Source organism: Stenotrophomonas sp. 22692 (assembly GCF_052045015.1).
Classification (GTDB): Bacteria; Pseudomonadota; Gammaproteobacteria; order Xanthomonadales; family Xanthomonadaceae; genus Stenotrophomonas; species Stenotrophomonas geniculata.
On sequence record NZ_JBQEMR010000002.1, the window covers coordinates 3908 to 29406 of the forward strand.

The 25499-nt window shown below is 67.1% G+C and carries 21 protein-coding genes; 9 read left to right on the plus strand and 12 right to left on the minus strand.

Annotated features, from left to right (window positions below; genetic code table 11):
- Positions 1-105: 105 nt before the first annotated feature.
- Complete coding sequence (locus ACTJJM_RS02315) at positions 106-285, minus strand: 30S ribosomal protein THX (RefSeq protein WP_010483110.1); 180 nt, start codon at positions 283-285, stop codon at positions 106-108.
- Between the two features lie 110 nt (positions 286-395).
- A complete protein-coding gene (locus ACTJJM_RS02320) occupies positions 396-809 on the minus strand; it encodes a MerC domain-containing protein (protein ID WP_019338435.1) in 414 nt (137 codons plus the stop codon).
- A 135-nt stretch (positions 810-944) separates the two neighbouring features.
- On the opposite strand from ACTJJM_RS02320, the gene ACTJJM_RS02325 reads away from it, so the two are divergent.
- From ACTJJM_RS02325 to ACTJJM_RS02340, 4 genes are all read left to right on the plus strand, one after another.
- Positions 945-3149: a TonB-dependent receptor gene (locus ACTJJM_RS02325; protein ID WP_010483114.1), complete on the plus strand. Its 2205-nt coding sequence runs from the start codon at positions 945-947 to the stop codon at positions 3147-3149.
- 163 nt (positions 3150-3312) lie between these two features.
- Positions 3313-3879: a TetR/AcrR family transcriptional regulator gene (locus ACTJJM_RS02330; protein WP_010483118.1), complete on the plus strand. Its 567-nt coding sequence runs from the start codon at positions 3313-3315 to the stop codon at positions 3877-3879.
- On the plus strand, positions 3879-5552 hold the full coding sequence (locus ACTJJM_RS02335; protein ID WP_241874655.1) for an MFS transporter: 1674 nt from the start codon (positions 3879-3881) through the stop codon (positions 5550-5552). The genes ACTJJM_RS02330 and ACTJJM_RS02335 overlap by 1 nt, the downstream gene beginning before the upstream one ends.
- Positions 5553-5562: 10 nt before the next feature.
- Positions 5563-6711, plus strand: a complete 1149-nt coding sequence (locus ACTJJM_RS02340) for an HlyD family secretion protein (RefSeq protein ID WP_019659169.1) — start codon at positions 5563-5565, stop codon at positions 6709-6711.
- Positions 6712-6781: 70 nt separating this feature from the next.
- Here ACTJJM_RS02340 and ACTJJM_RS02345 read toward each other — a convergent pair whose 3' ends face one another.
- The 7 genes from ACTJJM_RS02345 to creB form a co-directional block, all read right to left on the minus strand.
- Entirely contained in the window at positions 6782-7273 is a 492-nt protein-coding gene (locus ACTJJM_RS02345) for a Fur family transcriptional regulator (protein ID WP_004150412.1), read from the minus strand.
- Between the two features lie 34 nt (positions 7274-7307).
- Positions 7308-8711, minus strand: coding sequence for a glutamate--tRNA ligase (gene gltX / locus ACTJJM_RS02350; RefSeq protein ID WP_010483126.1), 1404 nt, complete (start codon positions 8709-8711; stop codon positions 7308-7310).
- A gap of 153 nt (positions 8712-8864) precedes the next feature.
- Positions 8865-10451: a M28 family metallopeptidase gene (locus ACTJJM_RS02355; RefSeq protein ID WP_125437099.1), complete on the minus strand. Its 1587-nt coding sequence runs from the start codon at positions 10449-10451 to the stop codon at positions 8865-8867.
- A gap of 196 nt (positions 10452-10647) precedes the next feature.
- Complete coding sequence (locus ACTJJM_RS02360) at positions 10648-11058, minus strand: hypothetical protein (protein WP_049482784.1); 411 nt, start codon at positions 11056-11058, stop codon at positions 10648-10650.
- A 10-nt stretch (positions 11059-11068) separates the two neighbouring features.
- Positions 11069-12388: a cell envelope integrity protein CreD gene (gene creD, locus ACTJJM_RS02365; protein WP_071305705.1), complete on the minus strand. Its 1320-nt coding sequence runs from the start codon at positions 12386-12388 to the stop codon at positions 11069-11071.
- A gap of 81 nt (positions 12389-12469) precedes the next feature.
- Positions 12470-13930: a two-component system sensor histidine kinase CreC gene (gene creC, locus ACTJJM_RS02370; RefSeq protein WP_071305704.1), complete on the minus strand. Its 1461-nt coding sequence runs from the start codon at positions 13928-13930 to the stop codon at positions 12470-12472.
- A 3-nt stretch (positions 13931-13933) separates the two neighbouring features.
- Positions 13934-14659: a two-component system response regulator CreB gene (gene creB / locus ACTJJM_RS02375; protein ID WP_099559257.1), complete on the minus strand. Its 726-nt coding sequence runs from the start codon at positions 14657-14659 to the stop codon at positions 13934-13936.
- A 35-nt stretch (positions 14660-14694) separates the two neighbouring features.
- Between creB and ACTJJM_RS02380 the strand changes: the two genes are divergently transcribed.
- From ACTJJM_RS02380 to ACTJJM_RS02395, 4 genes are all read left to right on the plus strand, one after another.
- The gene (locus tag ACTJJM_RS02380; RefSeq protein ID WP_019338445.1) at positions 14695-15552 is read left to right on the plus strand and encodes a 23S rRNA (adenine(2030)-N(6))-methyltransferase RlmJ; all 858 of its coding nucleotides are present in this window, start codon (positions 14695-14697) and stop codon (positions 15550-15552) included.
- 95 nt (positions 15553-15647) lie between these two features.
- The gene (locus ACTJJM_RS02385; RefSeq protein ID WP_004150340.1) at positions 15648-16193 is read left to right on the plus strand and encodes a GNAT family N-acetyltransferase; all 546 of its coding nucleotides are present in this window, start codon (positions 15648-15650) and stop codon (positions 16191-16193) included.
- 149 nt (positions 16194-16342) lie between these two features.
- Entirely contained in the window at positions 16343-19807 is a 3465-nt protein-coding gene (mfd, locus tag ACTJJM_RS02390) for a transcription-repair coupling factor (protein WP_049411323.1), read from the plus strand.
- Positions 19808-19853: 46 nt separating this feature from the next.
- Positions 19854-20471, plus strand: coding sequence for an HD-GYP domain-containing protein (locus ACTJJM_RS02395; RefSeq protein ID WP_071305701.1), 618 nt, complete (start codon positions 19854-19856; stop codon positions 20469-20471).
- 95 nt (positions 20472-20566) lie between these two features.
- On the opposite strand, the gene ACTJJM_RS02400 is transcribed toward ACTJJM_RS02395, so the two are convergent.
- Both ACTJJM_RS02400 and gpmA read right to left on the minus strand, forming a co-directional pair.
- Positions 20567-22660, minus strand: coding sequence for a M13-type metalloendopeptidase (locus ACTJJM_RS02400; RefSeq protein WP_241873803.1), 2094 nt, complete (start codon positions 22658-22660; stop codon positions 20567-20569).
- Positions 22661-22871: 211 nt separating this feature from the next.
- Positions 22872-23621, minus strand: coding sequence for a 2,3-diphosphoglycerate-dependent phosphoglycerate mutase (gene gpmA / locus ACTJJM_RS02405; RefSeq protein ID WP_019337589.1), 750 nt, complete (start codon positions 23619-23621; stop codon positions 22872-22874).
- A 94-nt stretch (positions 23622-23715) separates the two neighbouring features.
- On the opposite strand from gpmA, the gene nfi reads away from it, so the two are divergent.
- Positions 23716-24390, plus strand: coding sequence for a deoxyribonuclease V (nfi, locus tag ACTJJM_RS02410; RefSeq protein ID WP_010483161.1), 675 nt, complete (start codon positions 23716-23718; stop codon positions 24388-24390).
- Positions 24391-24428: 38 nt separating this feature from the next.
- Here the strand turns inward: nfi and ACTJJM_RS02415 are convergent, their stop codons facing one another.
- The gene (locus ACTJJM_RS02415; RefSeq protein ID WP_010483164.1) at positions 24429-25409 is read right to left on the minus strand and encodes a cation diffusion facilitator family transporter; all 981 of its coding nucleotides are present in this window, start codon (positions 25407-25409) and stop codon (positions 24429-24431) included.
- Positions 25410-25499: the final 90 nt, after the last annotated feature.

Consider the following 25499-nt stretch of genomic DNA (forward strand, 5'->3'; position numbering starts at 1 on the left):
TCTTCTGCGTTCCCCAACCAGATCGTGGTCTTGCCTCCACAAAAACGTGCATAAAAAAACGCGGCGCCAGGCGCCGCGTTTTTCGTTGAACCGGTCTGGGCCGGATCAGGCCTTGGCGACGGTCTTCTTCGCCACAGCCTTCTTCGCCGGAGCCTTGGCCACGGTCTTCTTGGCAACCGGAGCGGCGGCGCCTACGGCGACCTTGCTCGCGGTGTGCGAACGGGCGTTGCCGTAGCTGGCGTTGTAGCGCTTGCCCTTGGCGGTCTTGCGGTCACCCTTACCCATGTCTTCAACTCCTCAAATGTGAAATCTGGTTACCCCGTACTGACACGGGTTCGGCGGGGCCGCCTTGCTGGGCGCCCCCGCGCACGATCGAAAATCCTACCATGGAGCGCCTAGTGCGCGCAGCTGGCGTCGTGCACGTGACCGTGGTTGAGGCGCAGGTTGACCAGATGGGCCACACCCACCAGCAGGCCGCCGACGGTCATCACCACCGCGTGCGGCACCGCATTATGGTGCAACGGGTCGTACAGCACGCCGGCCCACAACGCCACCAGGCCGGGAATCAGGAAGCCCAGCGCACGCAGCGCACCGTGGCGACGGTAGCCCCAGACCAGGCTGAACAGCCCCAGCAGGGTCACGAACACCACCAGCGCCTGTTCCACGCCGTCGCTCAGCCAGAACGACAGGCCCAACGAGGGCGCTGCCGCCAGCAGCACCGGAATCACCGCGCAATGCACCGCGCACAGCATCGAACCCGTGGCGCCGAAACGGTCGAGCAGGTGGCGCAGGCGTGAGGACAGGGACATGACTTCCAGCAGGGTCGGCGAATCGTTATGGAATAATATAACATCCCTTCCCGACCCGCACGGTTTCCCTCCCCCTGTCCCGCTGACGGGATGCGTGCGCCCAGCGATTGATACAGTGTAACAAAGGACCCACCGATGCCCGCCCGTACCCCGCGGTTGAAGCCGCATTCCCTCGCCCTGGCCCTGACCGCCCTGCTTCCGACCGTAGCCTTCGCCGCCAGCGAAGACGATTCCCATCGTGACCGCCACCTGACTGAACTGTCGTCGGTGCAGGTCACCGCGTCGCCGCTGCAGGGCGACGCAGAATCGCTGGCACGCCCGGTGGAGGTTCTGGCCGGTGAACGCCTGGACGAGCAGAAGGCCGGCACCCTCGGCGATACCGTGGCCAAGCTGCCCGGCGTACAGAGCACCTTCTTCGGTCCCGGCGTCGGCCGCCCGATCATCCGCGGCCAGGAAGGCCCGCGCGTGGCCGTGCTGTCCAACGGCATGGGCAACATGGATGCATCCACCGTCAGCGCCGACCATGCCACCAGCATCGAGCCGTTCCTGGCCGACCAGATCGAAGTGCTGAAGGGTCCGGCCACGCTGCTGTTCGGCAGCGGCGCCATCGGTGGTGCGGTCAATGTGGTCGATGGCCGCATCGCGCGCGAACTGCCGGAGCGCCCGCTGAGCGGCCGCGCAGAACTGCGCGGCAATTCGGTGAACAACGAACGCAGCGGCATGTTCCGCCTCGATGGCGTCAGCGGCAATGTCGTGCTGCACGTGGATGGCCTGGTCCGCAATGGCGACGACTACCGCATCCCCGGTTATGCAGTGATCGACAGCCTTGAAGATCATCATGACCACGATCACGACCATGACGCGGCCGAGGGTGAAGAGCCGCGTCGCGGCCGCCTGGACAACAGCTCGATCCGTACCCGCGCCGGTGGCGTCGGCGCAACGTGGCTGGGCGACGGCGGCTACTTCGGCGTATCGGCCAGCACCTACCGCACCAACTACGGCATTCCCAATGGCGCGCACGTGCACGCCGATGGTGATGATCATGGCCATGACCACGGTCACGACCATGGCGATGAAGAAGAAGGCGGCGACGAGCACGACGTGCGCATCGACATGGTGCAGAACCGCTTCGAGACCAAGGCCGGCATCTACGACCCGGTCTCGTTCCTGAAGAACATCAACGCACGCGTGGCCTACACCGACTACGAACACGTGGAGCTGGAAGCCGGCACGCCGTCCACCCGCTTCACCAACCGTGGCATCGAAGCGCGTCTGGAAGCCGTACAGCAGCAGATCGGTGGCTGGGACGGTGCCTTCGGCCTGCAGTTTGGCAACAGTGATTTCGGCGCCAAGGGCGAAGAGGCGTTCGTGCCGGATACCGGCACGAAGAACATCGGCCTGTTCGTACTGCAGGAAAAGCAGTTCGGCCCGTTCAAGCTGGAACTGGGCGGCCGCCACGACCAGGTCAAGCTGGACCCGACCGGTGACTACCGCCGCCGTACGTTCGGTGCCACCAACCTGTCTGCCGCCGGTATCTGGAAGCTCAACGACGCCGTTGACCTGCGCATCGGCGTGGACAGCTCCGAGCGTGCACCGACCAACGAAGAGCTGTATGCCGCCGGCGCACACATCGCCACCCGCTCGCTGGAAATCGGCGACGCCAACCTGAAGACCGAGCGCGGCCAGCGCGTGGAACTGGGCATCCACACCCACAGCGAGCGCCTGGACTTCTCCGCGTCGGTCTACCAGACCAGGTTCAAGGACTTCATCTACCTGGCCGACACCGGTGTTACCGAAGGCCTGCCGGTCCGCGCCTGGACCCAGCAGGACGCGGTGTTCCGCGGCGCCGAGGCCGAAGCGCTGGTGCACCTGTTCGAGGGTGGCGCCGGTGACTGGGATCTGCGCCTGTTCGGTGACTACGTGAAGGCCAAGTTGGATGGCAGCGGCAGCCGCAACCTCGACATCGCCGTGCCGCACGGCGACCACAACCACAATTACAACGTGGAACTGGCCAACACCGGCTACCTGCCGCGTATCGCCCCGGCCCGCGTCGGTGCCGACCTGCGCTGGTCGAAGGACGGCTGGCGCGCCTCGGTCGGTGCGGTGCGCTACAGCCGCCAGAAGGACGTCGCGCAGAACGAGGAGCCGAGCAACGGCTACACCCTGGTCGATGCGCACCTGGCCTACCGCTGGGACCGCAACGCCAGCAACAGCTACGAGGTCTTCCTGGATGGCAGCAACCTGACCAACCGCGAAGTGCGTCCGCATACCTCGCTGCTGCGTGACTACTCGCCGCTGCCGGGTCGCGGTGTCGCATTCGGCATCCGCGCGTTCTTCTGATCGCGTAAGGCGGGGTCGGATCCCACGGGGGCCTTCGGGCCCCCGTTTTCATTTCGATCCGCACCATCACACATTCGTCACAAAGATGTGCGTACCACAACAAGCGGACAATCCCGTCACTCAAAGTCTCGCCAATCGGACATTTTTGTCCGAACATAATTCCATGACTGCCCAACGTGCCGATGCTGCTGCCCGCCGTGCCCTCATCCTCGACGCCGCCGATCATGTGTTCGGCCAACACGGTGTCACCGCCCCGCTGGACCTGGTGGTCGAACGCGCCCAGGTGGGCCGCGCCACCCTGTACCGCAACTTTCCCGACCGCACCGCGCTGATCCAGGCGTTGCTGCAACGCACGGTCGACCGCATCCGGCGCCAGGTCGAACAGCTCGGCGACCGCGACGATGCCCTGTTCGAGGTGTTCGAGGGCATGGCCCAGCGCATCATCGATTCACCTGCCTTGGCCGACTACTGGCGCGCAGTGGATTCGGACGTGCCGGCCATGCGTACCGCGCGCGAGACCGTGCGCGATCTGCTGGAAGCACCGATCGCCCGTGCCAAGGCCGCCGGCCTGTGCCGTGCCGATCTGGAGAAGACGGACATTTCACTCATCTCGGGCATGCTGGGCGCGGCCCTGCGCGGCAAGACCCGCGACGAGCGCGCCCACCTGGCCGGGCGCGCCCTGCAGCTGCTGCGCGGGGGTCTCCAGGGAGCAACCAGCGAGGCCCGCTGATGGTCCAGCCGTATCTGAAGCCGGTTCCGGATTGGGAGGAGCACGAGAAGCCGACCATGCCCGGTTCGGCTTCGATGCCCTGGCACCCACCGTACCGTCGGTTGGCCTATGCACTGGTATCGCTGCTGGTGGCGATCACCGGCGGCCTCGGCAATGCGCTGGTCACCGCCAACCTGCCGTTCCTGCAGGGCCAACTGGCACTGACCCCCACCCAGGGCAGCTGGCTGGTGGCCGCCTATGCCATGGTCAATGTCACCGCCAACCTGCTGGCCTTCAAGTTCCGCCAGCAGTACGGCATCCGCCTGTTCGCCGAGATCGGGCTGGGCCTGTATGCGGCGCTGGCGGTACTGCACCTGTTCGTCGGCAGCTTCGAGACCACGATGCTGACCCGCGCCGCCAGCGGCTTCGCGGGTGCGGCCTGTTCGACACTGGGCACGCTGTACATGCTGCAGGCGCTGCCGCGTCGCTTCACCGGCAATCTGCTGGTCGTCGGTGTCGGCCTCTCGCAGCTGGCGGTGCCGATCGCCTGGATCGTGTCGCCGGGCCTGGTCGATACCGGCCAGTGGCACCAGCTCTACTCGTTTGAGGCCGGGCTGGCACTGTGCGCGTTCGCGGCGGTGGTGGTGCTGAAGCTGCCGCCCGGCATCCAGGTGAAGGCGTTCGAGCCGCTGGACTTCCTCACGTTCGCCCTGCTCGCACCGGCCGTCGCCCTGCTGGTGATCGTGCTGGCGCAGGGCTACACCCGCTGGTGGCTCAACACGCCATGGCTGGGCTGGGCTCTGGTCGCTTCGATCGCGCTGTCCACCACCGCCTTCATCATCGAGCACTACCGGCGCAATCCGTTGCTGCAGATCCGCTGGCTGTCGAAGCTGCCGGTACTGCACTTCATCGTCGGTGCGTTCCTGATCCGATTCCTCACCACCGAGCAGTCCTACGGCGTGATCAACCTGATGCGCACGCTGGGCATGGGGCCTGACCAGATGCGCCCGCTGTTCGTAGTGATCCTCGCCGGGGTGATCGTCGGCATCGCTGGCGCCTCGCTCACCTTCGGCCCCAAGCGGCTGATCGCCCAGCTGCTGATGGCGATCCTGCTGCTGGGCGCCGCCGCGTTCTTCGACCAGCACCGCACCAGCCTGGACCGGCCACACGATTTCTACGCCAGCCAGTTCCTGGCCTCGGTCGGTGCCGGTATGTTCATGGGCCCGCTGATCATGCTCGGCATCTCTGCCGCGTTGAAACAGGGCGTGGATCACATGATCACCTTCCTGGTGACGCTGTCGATCACCCAGACGCTGGGTGGCCTGGCCGGCTCGGCGGTGCTGGGCACCTTCCAGCTGCATCGCGAGCAGTTGTACTCCAGCGCATTGACCAGCCAGCTCGACCCGGCCGACCCGGTGGTGGCACAACGCCTGCGCATCCAGCAGCAGCTGTACAGCGCACAGATCACCGACCCGGTGCTGCGCAGTGCGCAGGGCAGCGCGCAGCTGGCGCAGACCACTCGCCGCGAAGCCAACGTGCGTGGATTCAATGATGTGTTCACATTGAGCGGTTGGCTGGCCATCGGCTTCCTGTGCTGGTTGCTGCTGCTGTCGCTGCGCACCGCGGTGCTCAAGCAATGGCGCAAGCGCCACACCACTTCCCCCGCTGCGGCCACGCCGGCCGCGCCCCGCTGAGTCCTCCGCCATGCCTCCCGTCCCGCCCCGACCCGACGACAACGTGACCCCTCCGCCGCCGACCGACGCGGCACCTGCGCCCACACCCGTTGAGCCGGCGGTCGCGCCGAAGTACCTCAAGCCCAGCGCGCGCAGTGTAGTGGTGATGGTGGTGGTCGCCCTGCTGGGCATTGCGCTGATCCTGCGCGCCTGGCACCTGTGGCCATTCACCAGCAGCGTGATGGTGACCGACAACGCCTATGTACGCGGGCAGATCACGGTGATGGCGCCGCAGGTGAACGGCTACGTGACCGAAGTGCTGGTGAAGGACTTCCAGCACGTGAAGCAGGGCGAGCCGCTGCTGCGCATCGATGACCGCATCTACGCGCAGCGCGTCGCCCAGGCGCAGGCGACGCTGGACAGCGCACGCGCGGCGTTGGCCAACTCGGACCAGTCGCAGGCGCAGAACCGTGCGCAGATCGCCTCCGCACACGCCACGTTGTCGGCCGGCCAGGCGGAGCTGCAACGCTCACGCAACGAGCTGAAGCGCTACGAGGAGCTGGCCGCGCAGCAACTGGTGTCAGTCAACGACCGCGACAAGTTCCGCACCACCCAGGCGTCGGCACAGGCCAGCGTCCAGCAGTCACAGGCGCAGATCCGCATTGCCGAGGAAACCCTGGTATCGACCCAGGTGGCGCGCAAGAGCCTGGAGGCGCAGGTGGAGAGCGCGCAGGCGCAACTGGAACTGGCCCGCATCGATCTGGCCAACACGGTGATCCACGCACCGCGCGACGGCCAGATCAGCGAGGCCAGCGTGCGCGTGGGCCAGTACGTCGCTGCCGGTTCGCAGCTGCTGTTCCTGGTACCTGACACGTTGTGGGTGGTGGCCAACTACAAGGAAGGCCAGACCTGGGGCATGGCGATCGGCCAGCCGGCCACGTTCTCGGTGGACGCGTTCCAGGGGCAGGTGCTGCGGGGCCGCGTGCAGGAGATCGCGCCGGCTACCGGCTCGGAATTCAGCGTGCTGCGCCCGGACAATGCCAGCGGCAACTTCACCAAGGTGGTGCAGCGGCTGCCGGTACGGATTTCGATCAACGAGGGCCAGAAGCTGGCGGCACAACTGCGGCCCGGCATGTCGGTGATCGTGCGGGTGGATACCGCAAGCAAGCCGATGGACTAGCGTTTGTCATGAAACGGGGGTCAGATCCCTTTTGCCAAGGCAAAAGGGATCTGACCCCAGGACCCATTGCTCAGCCCGCGCAGCGCGCGCAGAGGCCGTGCACTTCCAGAGTCTGCGCCTGCGGCTGGAAACCCAGCTCCTTGGCGCGCTTCTCCAGCTGGGTGACGATTTCGCGGTCTTCCAGCTCCACCGCGCTGTGGCAGCTGTTGCAGATCAGGAACGGCACCGAATGCGCGGCGCTGCTGGGATGGTGGCAGGCCACGAAGGCATTGACCGACTCCAGCTTGTGCACGAAGCCATTGGCCATCAGGAAATCCAGCGCGCGGTACACGGTGGGCGGGGCATCAGCGCCCACGCCCTTGCCGTTGCGCACCCATTCCAGCAGCTCGTAGGCCTTGACCGGCTTGCCGGCCTCGGCGATCAGCTTCAGCACATTGGCGCGGATCGGGGTCAGGCGCAGCCCGCGTTCGCGCGAGACGCGCTCGACCACCGCCACAAAATCCGATGCATCGTGGACGTGGTGGTGCGGGGCCGTACAGGCAGTGGCGGTCTTGGCGGGCATGCGTGTTCTCCGGTTCGGGCCTGGCAAGGATGCCTCAGGCCGTTGCTACCTTGGTGATGGCCACATCAATGCGTTTCAAGGCCTGCTCGCGGCCGGCCAGGTACACGGTATGGGAAATGTCAGGGCTGACCTGGGTGCCGGTGATGGCCACGCGCAGCGGCTGGGCGACCTTGCCCATGCCGATCTCCAGCGCGGCGGCGACGTCGTGCAGGGCCACGCCCACCGACTCGGCGGTCCATTCCGGCAGGGCTGCCAGCAGCTCGCGGGCCTTGCCCAGCGCCACCTCGGCACCGGCCTTGAAGTGCTTGGCCACCGCCGCTTCGTCGTACTCGGTCAGCGGCTGGTACCAGATCACGGCCTTTTCGGCCATTTCCTTCAGGGTCTGCACGCGCTCACGCAGGGCGATCACCACGTCCTCCGGGGCCGGGCCGGCGGCCACGTCCAGGCCCAGCTTCTGCAGCTGGTAGACCAGGTGCGGCACGATGGCGGCCACGTCCTCGGTCTTCAGGAAGTGCTGGTTGACCCAGCCCAGCTTGGCCATGTCCAGGCGCGAGGCCTTGGAATTGCAGTCCTTCACGTCGAACAGGTCGATCAGTTCCTGGCGGCTGAACAGCTCCTGGTCACCGTGCGACCAGCCCAGCCGGGCCAGGTAGCTCAGCAGCGCATCGGGCAGGTAGCCGGCGTCCTTGTACTGCATCACGTCGGCCGCGCCGGTGCGCTTGGACAGCTTGGCCCCCTGCTCGTCCAGGATCATCGGCATGTGGCCGAACTTCGGCACCGGCGCACCGATGCCTTCGTACAGGTTGATCTGGCGCGGGGTGTTGTTGATGTGGTCGTCACCGCGGATGACCTCGGTGATGCCCATGTCCCAGTCGTCCACCACCACCGCGAAGTTGTAGGTGGGGTAGCCGTCCGGACGGAAGATGACCATGTCATCCAGCTCGCTGTTGGCGATCTCGATGCGGCCCTTGATCAGGTCGTCGAACACCACCGTACCTTCCAGCGGGTTCTTGAAGCGGATGACGCGGTTCGGGTCGTCTCTGTACGGCAGGCCCAGTTCGCGTGCAGCGCCGTTGTAACGCGGCTTTTCCTGCCTGGCCATGGCGGCCTCGCGCATCGCATCCAGCTCTTCGCGGGTTTCGTAGGCGTAGTACGCCTTGCCGTCGGCGATCAGCTGCTCGGCCACTTCCTGGTAACGGGCGACGCGGTCGGTCTGGTAGATCGGGCCCTCGTCGTAGTCCAGGCCCAGCCACTCCATCGCCTCCAGGATGGCGTCGATCGCGCCCTGGGTGCTGCGTTCACGATCGGTGTCCTCGATGCGCAGCACGAACTCGCCGCCACGGTGGCGGGCCTCCAGCCAGCAGTACAGCGCAGTGCGGGCACCACCGATGTGCAGGTAGCCGGTGGGACTGGGGGCGAAGCGGGTGCGGCAGGTCATGGACGGCTCGAGGAACGGGAATCCCCCGATTTTACCAGCCCTCCGCCCCCGACGGAAAAAGGGGACGGAGGGATTAAGTCGCGATTGCCCAGCCTCTGGGCGCTGCGACCGGGAAACGGAGGGGAGAAACGACTTAATCCCCTCCGTCCCCTTTTACGGTTCCTGCTTGCGCGGGAAGGACTGCTCGCGCATGGCGGCGTTGTAGGCGAACGAGGCGACGATGGCGGCGGCCTGTTTCAGGTCTTCCGGCTCGGCGTGGTCCCAGGTATCCAGGTGGCTGTGGTGGACGTTAGTGAAGTAGTCCAGCCGGTCCTGGATGAACTGGAAGCCCGGAAGGCCGATGCGGTCGAAGCTGATGTGGTCGGTACTGCCGGTGTTGCGGGTGGCCACGGTGGTGGCGCCCACGTCATGGAACGGCGCCAGCCAGGCTTCGAAGATCGGCATCGCCGCCAGGTTTTCCTGCGCGTAGATGCCCCGGAAGCGGCCCGAGCCGTTGTCCATGTTGAAGTAGACCTGGAACTTGCTGTAGTCGCGGGTCTTCTGCAATGCACCGGTCGGCTCGCGCAGCGAGGCCGGCAGCGCCTTCTGGGCCGGGTCGGTGGGTTCCGGGAAACGACCGAAGTGCTTGGCCACATAGGCCTGCGAGCCGATAAGGCCCTGCTCCTCACCGCTCCACAACGCCACGCGGATGGTGCGCTTCGGCTTGGCGCCGGTGGCCTTGAGGATGCGCATCGCCTCCATCATCACCGCCACGCCGGCCGCGTTGTCAGCCGCGCCGGTGCCGCTGTGCCAGGAATCCAGGTGAGCGCCGATCATCACCACTTCGTCGGGCCTGCTGCTGCCGCGGATCTCGGCCAGCGTGTTGTAGCCGGGCTGGTCAGCCTCGTCGGTGAAGCGCGCGGCTACATCCACGCGCAGGCGTACCGGCTGCTTGGCATCCAGCGCGCGCACCAGCGGATTGAAGTGCTCGGCGATCATCGCCAGTTCCGGGATGCCCACCGATTCGCCGGCCTTGCGCGAACCGCCGCCGGCGACGCGGATGATACCGTTGTCCCAGCTGCTGATGCTGATCGCGGCCAGCGCGCCCTCTTCGACGAAGAAGGCGTTGACCTTGGCGGCCAGCTCCTGGCGTTCCTTGTATTCCTTCACCCGCTTGGCCCGCTCGGCGGCGACGTCCTTGGGCAGGGTGAATTCCTGCAGGCCCTCCAGCGAGGTGGCGTCATGCCGGTGCGAGTCCGGCTCGGTGCCGCGCTTGTACTCGCGCGCCTCGCCCAGCAGCAGGATCTTGCCGCGCAGCTTGCCGCGATACTTTTCGATGTCCTCGGGCTTCTTGATCTCCACGTGCACCAGCTCGCCCTCAACCGGTCCCTTGGTGCCTGGCGTCCAGGCCTTGGGCAGCGCATGCAGCGGCTGCACGCGGTCACCCAGCATTTCCACGCTGGCCGAGGTGAACTCCCAGCCACGGCCGAAGTCATCGAAGGCTTCGTCGTGCACGTTGTCCAGCTTCCATTCGCTGAACTTGCCGCGGGTCCACGCGTTGGCGCGGCCCATCGCCGGAGAATTGGTCAGGCGCGGGCCGATGCGTTCGGTGAGGTAGCTGAAGGTATCCATCACCTGCGAACGGTGGAAGGCCTCCTGGCGGATGCGGCTGACCATGTCCAGGTCCACCGACTCGCGCTGCTGCGCCATTGCATTGCCACCCATCGCCAGCGCTACGGCCAGCACGCCCCACTTCAACACATCGCACCCCTGCCCTTCGGCTCGATCATCAACCCATCGAGTCTAGCCAGCAGGGGCGCGCCGATACCGTCCCATCGGTCATGGGCAGGAGCGTGCGAACCAAGGTTCGCACCCACAGGTGACCGGTCAGCTCGCACCCACCAGAGGGCGGGGTTCCCGCCAGTAGATCCACGCCATGCGTGGATGAACAACCCGATCACCCACTCCACCCCAACCACAACTGCGCCCGCTCCGGCAGCAACAACAACCAATGCCGCCGATCGATGCTGCTGCAGCCATACACCGACGCGTGTGCCGGCCAGTCATCCGGCAGGCCGCCGATGCCGATCTCGGCCAGCGCCTCCGCCCCGGCCTTCCATGGCCGGTAGCGCGGCACCCGGCCGGCCACCGCGCCGCGTCCCTGCCGCGCGTCCTGCAGCCAGCGCAGTCCCTGCCCCTGCAATCCCTCGCAGGTCACCGCAGCCAGCTGGAAGCGGACCAGGCCGGGGGCGATCCGTGCCCCCGGCAGGGCCGCCAGCACGCCATGTGCCTGCAGCAGTGCATCCACTTCCAGCAGGGCCGGAATGCCCTGCCGTGCCCGTTGCCGCAATCCCTGGCGCCAGCCCATGACGTACTCCTTACTTCAGTTCCGCGCCAAGCGCGTACCAGTCGACCCGGCGCGTCACCCACATCGCCAGCGCCAGGATCACGAACAGCAGCAGCGAACCCATCAGCAGCGCGTTGTTCTCCGACACCAGCAGGCCATACAGCGCGCCGTACAGCACGGTCAGCAGCGCAGCGAAGCCGAGACCGCGCTTCCAATGGCCCAGCACGTTGGCCAGGTACACCGCCTGCAGGCCGATACAGGCCACCGCCGATACCAGGTAGGCCTTCCAGAACGCGATGTGCTCGGACAGGCTGATCAGCAACAGGAAGAAGATCGCCAACGCCAGGCCCACCATCAGGTACTGCAGCGGGTGGATGCGCAGCGACTTGATCAGTTCGAACAGGATGAAGCCGACGAAGGTGAGCAGCACGAACAGCACGCCGTACTTCGAGGCGCGATCGGCCTGGGTGTAAGCATCGACTGGATCGACCAGCGATACCGTCACCGCCTGCGAATCGACCGAACCGTCATTGCGCAGCTGTCGCTGTGCGTCGGAGGCCAGCGAGGACACGGCCCAGCGCGCATCGAAACCCTGTGCATCAACGCGTCGCTCATTGGGCAGGAACGCCCCGCTGAACGACGGGTGCGGCCAGCTCGAACGCAGCGCGATATGCGTATCGTCGCCTACCGGCACCACCGACAGCATGCGGCTGCCGTCCAGGCGCAGCTCCAGTTCAACGGTGCTGGCAGCCAGCGTGCCGCCCTGATCCGCAGCGAAACCGGCCACCGGTGCATGCAGGCCTCGCCCCACTTCGCTGGCCGCGCCCACGCCGGGCAGCAGCCGCAGCTGCTTGCCATCCACGCGCAGATTCGGCGTACCGACCAGGCCACGCACATCGGAAATGCCCACGGCTACATACGGCTGGCCGTAACTGCGGCCGGCCTTCACCGGATAGTCGTCTTCGGCGAACGTCGCCTTCATCTGGCCGTTCCAGCTGTAGACCGGCACCTTGAACAGCCCGACCTCACGCTGGCTCGGCAGCATCTCACCGCCCACCTCCAGCGACGCCGGCATCTGCAACCAGTGCCCCTCGGTGACCTGCACCTCGGTCTTCTTGACGCCCAGCGGATCGACCAGTTCAACCTGCTTGCGCTCCACCCACGGCACCACCCGCACCGGCCCGACCAGCTGCTGTGCACCGGCGCGGCTGTCGGCCACCCGCGCGAAGGCCTCATCGCGGTACGCACTGCGTTCGTTGATGACCCCGCGGATCATCGTCAGCGGGATCAGCAGCAGCAGGATCAGCCCGCCGACAATGGCGAACCGCAGCAGCATCTTCAGGGATTTCATGGTCCATCCTCGTTGGAGAGGACTGCAGGATGGACCGCTGCAGTGAGCAGGGTTTGTGGCGAATTTGAAGCGAGTGTGAAGTCAGCGGCGCGAGCGCTGGCCCGGTGTACCCAGCGGCAACCACAGGCTGGCTACGGTACCGCCGCCGTCGCGTGCATCGACACTGGCGCGCCCATCGTGCAGGCGCGCGACTTCCCGCACGAACGGCAGGCCCAGGCCGGAACTGCGCCGCCCGCTGCCGGGGCGCGCCAGCGAATAGAAACGTTCGAACACCCGCTCACGCGCGTAGTCGGGAATGCCGGCGCCACGGTCGGCCACCTGCAGGCGCACGCCCTGCCCGTCCACCTCGGCCTGCAGCGCGATCTCCGCGCCAGCCGGCGAGAAGGCAATCGCGTTGTCGATCAGGTTGTGCAGTGCCTGTCGCAGCAGGTAGCCGTCGCCCTGCACCTGCAGGTCGGGCACGCTGCCGATGCGGACCTGCACGCCTGCCGCTTGTGCGCGCACCTGCGCGGCAGCGGCCGCATCGGCCAGCAATGCCGGCAGCGCGATCCGGTCGCGGGTCTGCAGCCAGCCGTGCTGTTCCACTTCAGCCAGTGCCAGCAGCTTGTCGATGGTCTCGGTCAGCCGCTCCTGCTGGTCGACAATGCTGCGCGCGAAATGCACGCGATCGGCTTCGGGCAGCGGCTCCTGCAGCAGCTCGGCGGCACCGCGGATGGCCGCCAGCGGGCTCTTCATCTCATGCGTCAGCGACTGCACGTACTGCTCGACGTAGGCCTTGCCTTCCAGCTTGCGGCGCATTGTTTCCAGCGCCTGGCCGAGATCGCCGATCTCGTCGCGGCGGCGGCGCGGCGGCGGCACCGGTTCGCCGGCGCTGACCGCACGCGCATAGCGGCTGAGCTGGCCCAGGCCGGTGGTCAGCCACATCGTCACCAGCACACCGACCAGCGCCGACAAGCCGATCAGCCAGGCCCCGCGCTCGATGATGGCGCGCTGGCTGGCGGCGATGAACGGATCGATGCTGCGGTTGGGCTGCGCCAGGCTGAGCACGCCGATGAGGGTGCGCCCATCGGCCGGGTCATATACGGGCGCCGCCACATGCATCACCGTGTCGCCCTCTTCGCCGGCAATCTCGGGACTGGAACGCGCGCCGTACTCACCTCGCAGGGTGCGATAGACATCATTCCAGCGCGAGTTGTCGCGCCCCAGGTCGCGGCCCAGCGAGTCGTAGATGACGATGCCCTTGGCATCGGTGATGGTCACCCGGTAATCCAGCGAGCGCTTCGGGAAGCGCCAGACCATCGCCTTCAGGTCGCGCTGGCGTGCCTTGGCGAGGTTGCGGGTGAAGCTGCCGCTGCGGATGGTGCCGGCCTTGACGTCGGCGGCGGCCATTTCGGCCAGCACGTTGGCCGCATCGACCAGGGTCGATTCCATCGCCTGGCGCACACCGGGCTTCACTTCGTTGACGAACACGCGCATCACGAAGAACGCCGCGATGCCGGTGATCAGGAAGAAGCCCAGGAACAGCTTCAGTACCAGGCGCATCGGCTAGACCTCCAGCGCGTAGCCAAGGCCACGGTGGGTACGGATCGGGTCGTCGCTGGCACCGGCCGCGCGCAGCTTGGCGCGCAGCGTCTTTACATGCGTATCAACGGTGCGGTCGGCGCTGTCGGCGCTGCTGTCCCAGCCACGGTCCATCAGCTGCGCACGGCTGAGGATGGCGCCCGGGCGCAGCAGCAGCGCTTCCAGCAGCGCGTACTCGTAGCGGGTCAGGTCCAGTGCCTGGCCACGGAAGCGGATGCGCCGGCCTTCGCGGTCGATGGCAAAGGCGCCATGTTCCTGCCAGCCCGCATCGGCGCCGGGTGCTGCCACGACCGGTGCCGCGCGGCGCAGGCGCGCACGCACCCGTGCCACCAGCTCGCGCGGCGAGAACGGCTTGGTCATGTAGTCGTCGGCGCCCAGCTCCAGGCCGAGCACCCGGTCCACTTCGTCGTTGCGGGCGGTCAGGAAGATCACCGGCAGCTGCGCCGACGGCCCGGGCTGCGCGCGCAGTCGCCTGCAGACCTCGAAGCCGCCCAGGTCGGGCAGGCCCACGTCCAGCACCACCACGTCGATATCCCCGGCCTGCAGCCGTTGCAGGGCCTCGCCGCCCAGCAGGCAGTGGCTGGCGGCATAGCCCTCGCTGCGCAGCGCATAGAGCACGGTTTCGGCGATGGCGGCTTCGTCCTCGACCACCAGGACATGGGCAACAGGAGCTGTCATGGCGCGCAGCATAGCCGCTGCGGCCGCCGCCCCGTACACTGCCGCCCATGAACTATCGCCACGCCTTCCATGCCGGCAACCATGCCGACGTGCTCAAACACATCGTGCAGCTGGCCCTGATCGACAGCTTCAAGCGCAAGGACAGCCCGTTCTTCGTGCTCGACACCCACGGCGGTGCCGGCCGCTACCTGCTGGCCAGCGAAGAGAGCCGCAAGACCCTGGAGGCCGAATCCGGAATCATGCGGCTGATGGCCCAGCCCAAGCTGCCGGAGGTGGTCGAGCGCTACCTGAAGGCGGTACAGGCCGACAACCCGGTCGGCGCGCTGACCAATTATCCGGGTTCGCCGCTGCTGAGCGCACAGGCGATGCGTGCGCAGGACCGCATGGCGGTCTGTGAGCTGCAGGAAGCCGAAACGGCCACGTTGAAGGCCCTGTTCGCCCATGACAGCCGCGTCGATGTGCGCTCTGGCGATGGCTATGCGCTGCTGCGCTCGCTGCTGCCGCCGAAGTTCAACGGCAGCAAGATCGGCCGTGGCCTGGTCCTGATCGACCCGCCCTACGAAGCCCAGGATGCCGAGTACCAGGCGGTGCTGGCCGCCCTGGCCGAAACCCTGGCGCGCTGGCCGCAGGCCACGTGTGCCGTCTGGTTCCCGATCAAGCAGCGCCGGACCATCCTGCATTTCCTGCGCAAGGCCACCGCCCTGCCGGTGAAATCGGCGATGACGATCGAGTTCCTGGTGCGCCCGGACGACTCGCCGCTGCGCCTCAACGGCAGTGGCATGCTGCTGCTCAACCCGCCCTGGCAGTTCGACCGGGTGGTCGGCCCGGCCCTGCCGGCGCTGCGCCAGCACCTGGGCGAACCGGGTGCCAGCACCCGCCTGGATTGGCTCAAAGCACCCGAGTAACGGCCTTCACGAGGCTGTACCGCCGTGAGCCTTTCGTTCACGGAATGCAGCCCCGGTGATGCCACAATCGATGGACCACCAAGGAATCACCCGGTATGGCCACTCGCAACCGCATGCCGCCCTGGCATGAGATCTTCAAGGCTCCCAGCGGCCACGAGCTGCTGATCCGCCCCATCCGCCCGGAAGATGGCGCACCGCTGCAAGCGGCGTTCAGCCTGTTCGGACCGGAAGAAATCCGTGATCGTTTCCTGCAGGCGGTGACCGAGCTGTCGCCGGAAACCACCCAGCGCCTGACCCACCCGAATCCCAAGACCGAGATCACCCTGGTCGCTGCCGAATCCCTGCCTGCTGGCGAAGCAGTGGTCGGTGCGGTCGCCCGGGCCTCGATCATCCCCGGTACCCGTGAAGCCGAGTACGCGATCCTGATCAGCCGCTTCCTGATCGGCCAGGGCCTGGGCCGGCAGCTGATGCGCAAGCTGGTGAAGTGGGGCCGCGGCAAGTACCTGGACCGCCTGTACGGCGACGTTGCCGCCGAGAACGAGCCGATGAAGCAGCTGGCCGCCTCGCTGGGCTTCAAGCCGGTGCCGCACCCGACCGGTGCCGAAGGCCTGGTGCGGATGGTGCTGGAGCTGGACAACTGACGGATACGCCGGGCCCTGCCCGGCCACGTCTCCCGGTAGTGCCGGCCGCTGGCCGGCATTGTGTTCCCCCAACGGCACATGAGGCTGTCGGCAACCGGCGAGCCCGACCCACCGGGCCTGGATCAGGCTTCTGCTAAAATCCGGGGTCCATGTCGCGTACCTCATACCCCGCCCCGCCGCTGCCGCGCGCCGGCCAGCTCCGCGCCTGGTGGCGCGCCCCCGCCTCGCCGACCGCCCTGGCCTGGTATCTGGCCCAGGCCGCGCGCGCGCACGACGCGCCGCTGCTGGTGATCGCCCGTGACAACCACGGTGCCAACCAGCTCGAAGCCGACCTGCAGACCCTGCTCGGCGGCGACCCGGCCCTGCCGGTGGTCGCCTTCCCGGACTGGGAAACCCTGCCCTACGACCGCTTCAGCCCGCATCCGGACATCATCTCGCAGCGTTTGTCCGCCCTGCACCGCCTGCCCTCGCTGAAGCGCGGCCTGGTGATCGTGCCGGTGCAGACCCTGCTGCAGCAGCTGGCCCCGCGCAGCTATGTGATCGGTGGCAGCTTCGACCTGAAGGTCGGCCAGCGCCTGGATCTGGAGGCCGAGAAGCGCCGCCTGGAAAGTGCCGGCTATCGCAACGTGCCGCAGGTGATGGACCCCGGCGACTTCGCCGTGCGCGGCGGCCTGCTCGACGTGTTCCCGATGGGTACCGACGAGCCGCTGCGGGTGGAACTGCTGGACGAGGACATTGATTCGATCCGTGCGTTCGATCCGGAAAGCCAGCGTTCGCTGGACAAGGTCGAGTCCGTGCACATGCTGCCCGGCCGCGAAGTGCCGATGGACGAGGCCAGCATCGCCCGCGTGCTGGCCGCGCTGCGCGAGCGTTTCGATGTGGATACCCGGCGCAGTTCGCTGTACCAGGATCTGAAGTCCGGGCTGGCCCCGGCCGGCGTCGAGTACTACCTGCCGCTGTTCTTCGAACGCACCGCCACCCTGTTCGACTACCTGCCCGACGGCAGCCTGCCGGTGGTCTGCGCCGGTGCGTATGAAGCGTCCGTCGCGTTCTGGGCGCAGACCGCGGACCGCTATGAGCAGCGCCGCCATGATGTGGAGCGCCCGCTACTGCCGCCGTCGGCGTTGTACCTGTCGCCGGAGCTGCTGCGCGAGCGCCTGAACGATGCCCCGCGCATCGAGGTGTGGTCGGCTGACCACGCGCGCATCGCCGATGCCCATGCGCTGGGCGACCAGCCGCTGCCGCCGCTGCCGGTGGCCGCACGCGAGGCCCCCGCAGGCGACGCGCTGAAGTCCTTCCTCGGCCACTATCCAGGCCGGGTACTGATTGCCGCCGATTCGCCCGGGCGTCGCGAGGCCCTGCTGGAAGTGCTGCAGGCCGCCGAGCTGAAGCCGCCGGTGGTGGCCGACCTGCCCAGCTTCCTCGCCGACGATGCGCGCTTTGCGATCGCGGTGGCGCCGCTGGAAGATGGCTTCGCGCTGGACGACCCGCGCATCGCGGTGCTGACCGAGCGCCAGCTGTTCCCCGAGCGCGCCGGCAGCACCCGCCGCACGCGCCGTGCCGGCCGCGAGCCGGAAGCGATCATCCGCGACCTTGGCGAGCTGACCGAGGGCGCGCCGATCGTGCACGAGGACCATGGCGTTGGCCGCTACCGGGGCCTGATCGCGATGGACGTCGGTGGCATGCCCGGCGAGTTCCTGGAAATCGAGTATGCCAAGGGCGACCGCCTGTATGTGCCGGTCGCCCAGCTGCACCTGATCAGCCGCTACTCCGGTGCTTCGGCGGAAACCGCGCCGCTGCATTCGCTGGGTGGCGAGCAGTGGAGCAAGGCCAAGCGCAAGGCCGCCGAGAAGGTGCGCGACGTCGCTGCCGAGCTGCTGGAGATCCAGGCCCGCCGCCAGGCGCGTGCCGGCCTGGCGCTGCAGGTGGACCGCGCGATGTACGAGCCGTTCGCGGCCGGCTTCCCGTTCGAGGAAACGCCGGACCAGTTGGCCGCCATCGATGCCACCCTGCGCGACCTGGCCAGCAGCCAGCCGATGGACCGTGTGGTCTGCGGCGACGTCGGCTTCGGCAAGACCGAGGTCGCGGTGCGCGCGGCGTTCGCCGCCGCCAGTGCCGGCAAGCAGGTGGCCGTGCTGGTGCCGACCACGCTGCTGGCCGAGCAGCACTACCGCAACTTCCGCGACCGTTTCGCCGATTACCCGCTGAAGGTCGAAGTGCTGTCGCGCTTCAAGAGCACCAAGGAGATCAAGGCCGAACTGGAGAAGGTCGCCGCAGGCACCATCGACGTCATCGTCGGCACGCACCGCCTGCTGCAGCCGGACGTGAAGTTCAAGGACCTGGGCATGGTCATCGTCGACGAGGAGCAGCGTTTCGGCGTGCGCCAGAAGGAAGCGCTGAAGGCGCTGCGCGCCAACGTGCACCTGCTGACCCTGACCGCCACGCCGATCCCGCGTACGCTCAACATGGCCATGGCCGGCCTGCGCGACCTGTCGATCATCGCCACGCCGCCGCCGAACCGGCTGGCGGTGCAGACCTTCATCACCCAGTGGGACAACGCGCTGCTGCGTGAGGCCTTCCAGCGCGAGCTCGCGCGCGGTGGCCAGCTGTACTTCCTGCACAACGACGTGGAAAGCATCGGCCGCATGCAGCGCGAGCTGTCCGAGCTGGTGCCGGAGGCGCGCATCGGCATCGCCCATGGGCAGATGCCGGAGCGCGAGCTGGAAAAGGTGATGCTGGATTTCCAGAAGCAGCGCTTCAACGTGCTGCTGTCGACCACGATCATCGAATCGGGCATCGACATTCCCAACGCCAACACCATCATCATCAACCGTGCCGACCGCTTCGGCCTGGCCCAGCTGCACCAGCTGCGCGGCCGCGTCGGTCGTTCGCACCATCGCGCCTACGCGTACCTGGTGGCGCCGGACCGCCGATCGATCACCCCGGATGCGGAGAAGCGCCTGGAAGCGATCGCGTCGATGGACGAACTGGGCGCCGGCTTCACCCTGGCCACGCACGATCTGGAGATCCGCGGTGCCGGTGAACTGCTCGGCGAGGACCAGAGCGGACAGATGGCCGAGGTCGGCTTCAGCCTGTACACCGAACTGCTGGAGCGCGCGGTGCGCAGCATCAAGCAGGGCAAGCTGCCCGACCTGGATGCCGGCGAGGAAGTGCGCGGCGCCGAAGTCGAGCTGCATGTGCCGGCGCTGATTCCGGAAGATTACCTGCCGGACGTGCACACCCGCCTGACCCTGTACAAGCGCATTTCCAGCGCGCGCGAAAGTGATGCGCTGCGCGAACTGCAGGTGGAGATGATCGACCGCTTCGGCCTGCTGCCGGATGCGGCCAAGCACCTGTTCGCCATCGCCGAGCTGAAGCTGAAAGCCAACACGCTGGGCATCCGCAAGCTGGACCTGGGCGAGAACGGTGGCCGCATCGTGTTCGAGTCCAAGCCGAACATCGATCCAATGGCGGTGATCCAGCTGATCCAGAAACAACCGAACCTCTACGCCATGGAAGGGCCCGACAAGCTGCGCATCAAGCACCCGCTGCCGTTGCCGGAAGACCGCTTCAATGCGGCCCGTGCCCTTCTGACCACCCTCGCCCCGGGTTGATCGCCCCCCCGAACACCCCGCACCGGTCCCCACCCGGTGCGGGCGGATGACCATGTTCCCTGACGCCGTACCCGCCCCCGACCTGCTGCACGCGCAGGCCTGCCTGATCGATGCCCTCTCGATGTCGCTGCAGATGCGCGACGCCTACACCCGCCACCACTGCGACCGCGTTGGCCTGCTCGCGCAGCGCCTGGCCACGCACTGCGATCTCGACGACGATGCCTGTGCGCAGATCGGCCTGGCCGCGCGCTTCCACGACGTCGGCAAGATCGGCATTCCCGACGATGTGCTCCTGGCACCGCGCCGGCATACCGATGAGGAGCGCGCGATCATGCGCGAGCATCCGGTACGCGGCGAACACATCTTCCTGGCCACCGGCCGCAGCGACGCCGCACCGGTCGCACGACTGATCCGCGCCCATCACGAGGCGTTTGATGGCAGCGGCTACCCCGACGGCCTGCGTGGCGAGAGCATTCCGCTGGGCTCACGTATCGTCACCGTTGTCGATGCCTACGATGCAATGACCAGCGTGCGCCCCTATCGCGATGCGATGGAGCATGAAACCGCATTGCGGATCATCGAAGCGCAGTCCGGCGGGCTGGTGGATCCCTACGTGCTGCAGCGCTTCCGTCGCATGCTGGCGCGGGAGCCCGAGCTGGCCTGAGATGCCCACCAGGCATGGCCCGGCACTACCGGCCGCGCAAAACAAAAGGCCCGGCATTCGCCGGGCCTTTCGCATCATGCATCACGGATGATCGATTACCAGATCACCACGCGCTTGTCGTCGGCACGCACCATCGCATCACCGGCCTTGCACTGGAATGCAGCGGCATAGGACGGCATGTTCGACGGCGCACCGTTGGCACGGAAGTTGGCCGGCGCATGCGGGTCGGTGTTCAGGCGGACGCGCAGCTCACCATCGGTGAAGTTGCGGCGCCACACGGTGGCCCAGTTCATGAAGAAGCGCTGGTCCTGGCTGTGGCCATCAACCTCGACATTCGCCTTCGGATCTTCCTTCAGCGCCATCTGCAGCGCGTCGTAGGCCACGGTCAGGCCGCCCAGGTCGCCGATGTTTTCGCCCAGGGTCAGCTTGCCCTTCACGAACACGCCCGGCACCGATTCATAGCCGTCGAACTGCGCGACCAGCTGGTCGGTACGCTCGGTGAAGGCCTTGCGGTCGGCGTCGGTCCACCAGTTGTCGAAATTGCCGTTGGCGGCGAACTGGCTGCCCGAGTCATCGTAGCCGTGCATCATTTCGTGGCCGATGACCGCACCGATGCCGCCGTAGTTCAGCGCCGGATCGGCCTTGGCGTCGAAGAACGGTGCCTGCAGGATCGCCGCCGGGAACACGATCTCGTTCTTGGTGGCGTTGTAGTACGCGTTGACGGTCTGCGGGGTCATGCCCCACTCGGTCTTGTCCACCGGCTTGCCGATCTTGTCCAGCATGTAGCGGTAGTTGAACGCACGCGCCGCCTGCATGTTGCCCAGGTAGCTGTCCCCGTTGGTCTGCAGGCCTGCCCAGTCACGCCACTTGTCCGGGTAGCCGATCTTCGGGGTGAAGCTGGCCCACTTCTCCAGTGCCTTCTTCTTGGTTTCTTCGCCCATCCACGGCAGCTGCTCCAGGCGCGCCTTCAGTGCCTGCGACAGGTTTTCCACCAGATGCTGCATGGCGACCTTCGACTCGGCCGGGAACACGGCGTCGACGTACAGCTGGCCCAGCGCTTCACCCATGCCGCCGTTGACCGACTCCAGCACGCGCTTCCAGCGCGGCTGCATTTCCTTCTGGCCACGCAGGGTGGTGCCGTAGAAATCGAAGTTGGCCTTCTCGAACTGGCTGCTCAGGTACGGCGAGGCATCGTCGATGGTGTGGAAGCGCAGGTAGGCCTGCCAGGTGCTGGCCGGCACATCGGCGAGCATCTTGTCCATTTCACCGAAGAAGGCCGGCTGCGCCAGCGAGAACTTCTGTGCGGCCGGCACCTTCAGGGTGTCGAACAGCGCGGTCCAGCTGAAGTTCGGGGTCAGCTTGTCGGCATCTGCGGCTCTGAGCGGGTTGTAGCGCTTGGCCGGGTCACGCATTTCGATGCGCGACATCGAGGCCTTGGCCAGGCGGGTTTCGAAGGCCATCACGGCCTTGGCCTGCTCGGCGGCCTGCGCCGCGTCCACACCGGACAGGGTCAGCACCTGTGCGATGTAGGCCACGTAGGCGTCGCGGATCTTGGCCTGCGCGTCGTCGAAGTAGTAGCCCTTCTCCGGCAGGCCCAGGCCGCCCTGGCCGACGTAGGCGATGACGTTGGCCGAATCCTTGTAGTCGGCATTGGCGAACAGCGAGAACAGCACGCCCTTGCCCTCGGCCTGGCTGTCGCGCAGGTACTGGGTGATGGCAGCGGTGTCGTTCAGTGCAGTGATCTTGTCCAGCTGCGGCTGCAGCGGCGCCAGGCCGGCGGCTTCGATCTTGGCTTCGTCGTTGCCGGTCTTCCAGATGTCACCGATCTTGGCTTCCACCGAACCGGCCTTGGCCTGGCTGGCGGCGGCCTGCTGGACCAGCGCGTGCTGCACTTCCAGCGAGCGCTCACGCAGGATCTCGAAGCTGCCCCAGGTGGTCTGGTCGCCCGGCACCGGGTTGGCCTTCAGCCACTTGCTGTTGACGAAGCCATTGAGGTCGGTACAGGCCGAGATCGACGGGTCCAGATCGGCGCTGTTGAGCGAGATCAGCGGCGTCTTGATCTGCGACTGGTCGAAGGCCGGCTTGGCGTCGGCACTGGCCGCCGGTGCGGCTTCATTCTTGCCACAGGCCGCCAGCGAGGCAGCAATGGCGATGGTCAGGCCCAGCGGGACCAGGTTGCGGACGTTCATGTGGCTCTCCTGCGGGTAATTTCACAGGGTAGCCGGGTACGCCCACGACAGGGACCGGCCAAAGGTCACAGGGGCGAGCTTCCTGTAGAGTCGAGCCATGCTCGACTGCGGTTGGCCTCCCGCAGGGGTCATGAACCCGCAACGGAGAGCAGTCGAGCATGGCTCGACTCTACAAAAAGCGAAGGCCGGCTTGCGCCGGCCTTCTGCTTCTTTATTTCGCCTTGCCTTGGTTGGCCACGGCCTCAGCAGCCTTGCGTGCCGCTTCCGGGTCGCCCAGATAGCGGAACGACTGCACGGTCAGATCGTCGTTCAGTTCGAACAGCAGCGGAATGCCGGTCGGGATGTTCAGCTCGAGGATTTCCTCGCGCGAGACATTGTTGAGGTACTTGTACAGCGCACGCAGCGAGTTGCCGTGGGCGGTGACCAGCACGGTCTTGCCGTCCTTCAGCTGCGGCGCGATGGCGTCATGCCAGTACGGCAGCACGCGGTCCAGGGTCGTGGCCAGCGATTCGGTGCCCGGCAGCGCGTTGCGGTCCAGGCCGGCGTAGCGGCGGTCGTGGATAGGGTGGCCCGGATCTTCCAGGTCCATGGCCGGCGGCGGGATGTCGTACGAACGACGCCACACCTTGACCTGGTCTTCGCCGTGCTTGGCAGCGGTCTCTGCCTTGTCCAGGCCCTGCAGGCCGCCGTAGTGGCGCTCGTTGAGCCGCCAGGACTTGTTCACCGGCAGCCAGTCCTGCTCCAGCTCGGCCAGTGCACCCTGCAGGGTGTGGATGGCGCGCTTGAGCACGGAAGTGTGGGCGACGTCGAACTGCAGGCCTTCCTCGCGCATCAGGCGACCGGCGGCAGCCGCTTCCCGGCGCCCCTGCTCGGTCAGGTCGACATCGACCCAGCCGGTGAAGCGGTTGTCCAGGTTCCACTGGCTCTGGCCATGGCGCAACAGTACGAGTTTACGGGTCACTGCAGGGTCTCCAACGCGAGGAAAGGCAGGCTGCCATTGTAGCCCCGGGCGCCACTCACCGGGCCGTGGCGCCGCGCATGCGATGCTGCGGCCAATGAATACGGTGATCGACCCCGGACGCTGGGAAGGCAGCGTCGCCACTGCCCGCGCGCAGCAGATCCAGCTTGCCGGCCGCGTGGAGCGCCAGGACCGCTTGCCCCGCGACATGCGCTGGCTGGCCGGGCTGGATGTCGGCTTTGAAGACAACGGCGCCATCACCCGCGCCGCGGCGGTGCTGCTGGATGCGAAGACGCTGCAGCCCGTGGCGCAGGAGATCGCGCGGATTCCTACGGTGATGCCCTACATCCCCGGCCTGCTCAGTTTCCGCGAGCTGCCGGCGCTGCTGGCGGCACTGGCGCTGCTGCCGCAGGCGCCGGATCTGGTGTTCGTCGATGGCCACGGCATCAGCCATCCGCGCCGGCTGGGCGTGGCCGCGCATCTGGGCGTGGTCACCGACCTGCCGAGCATCGGCGTGGCCAAGTCGAAGCTGGTGGGCCGGTTCGTCGAGCCGGGCGCCGAGGCCGGTGCACATACGCCGCTGCTGGAGGGCGATGAACAACTGGGCTGGGTGCTGCGCAGCAAGGTGCGCTGCAAGCCGCTGTTCGTGGCCGGCGGCCATCGGGTCAGTGCCGATACCGCGCTGGCCTGGGTGCAGCGCACCCTGCGCGGTTACCGGCTGCCGGAGCCGACCCGGCTGGCGGATCGGCTGGCCTCGCGACGGGACGAATAGCTGCGGCGGGCATCGCCCGGCACGCGCGTCACCTTCGATCAGCGATGCACGTGACCGCGATGGCCCTGCGCGTCCTCGCCGTGGTCATGGCCCTCATGGCCCTCGTGCTCGCCGCCCTTGGCCGGCACCGGCTCACCACAGGCTTCGCCGCAGTGGTCCGCTTCGATCTGCAGTGTCACGTGCTCGATGCCGAAGTCATCGTGCAGGCGCCCGCCCAGTTCACGGCGCAGCGCATCGGCATCGGTGCCGTCGCGCATCACGATGTGCGCGGTGAGCGCTGGGGTGCTGGAAGCAAGCGCCCACACGTGCAGGTCATGCACATCCAGTACCGCAGCGTGGCCGGACAGGCTGTCACGTACCCTGGCCACGTCCATGCCCTTGGGCACGCCTTCCAGCAGCACGTTGATCGCCTCACGCATCAACACATAGGTGCGCGGCAGCACCCACAGGCCGATCAGCACCGCCAGGATGGGATCGATCGGCTTCCAGCCGGTCCACTTGATCAACAGCGCACCAGCAATCACCGCCACCGAGCCAAGCATGTCCGCCCACACTTCCAGGTAGGCGCCCTTCACGTTGAGGCTCTCGCCGCTGCCGGCCTGCAGCAGGCGCATCGAGATCAGGTTGATGACCAGGCCCGCTGCGGCAATCACCAGCATGCCCGACGAGGCAATCTCCTGCGGCTCGCGGAAACGCCCAATGGCCTCCCACAGGATGTAGCCAGCGACCACGAACAGCATCGCACCGTTGATCATCGCGCCCAGCGCTTCCAGGCGCGCATAGCCGTAGGTGCGGCGCGCGTCGGGCGGGCGACGGCTCAGCCGTACCGCGACCAGCGCGATCATCAGCGCCAGCGCATCGGTGGCCATGTGCGCCGCGTCGGACAGCAGCGCCAGGCTGTTGGTCCAGAACGCGCCCACCACCTCGACGACGAGGAAGGTGGAGGTCAGGCCGAGCGCCCACCACAAGGGTTTCTCGTGGCGGATCTCGGATGGCAGGTGATCGTGGTCGTGGCCCATGGCAACAGCTCCTTTGCGATGCGGTGCAGGCTACGCCGTGCTGGCGGGGGAGACTATTACGGTGTTTATAACATTGCAGGCGTACCGGTC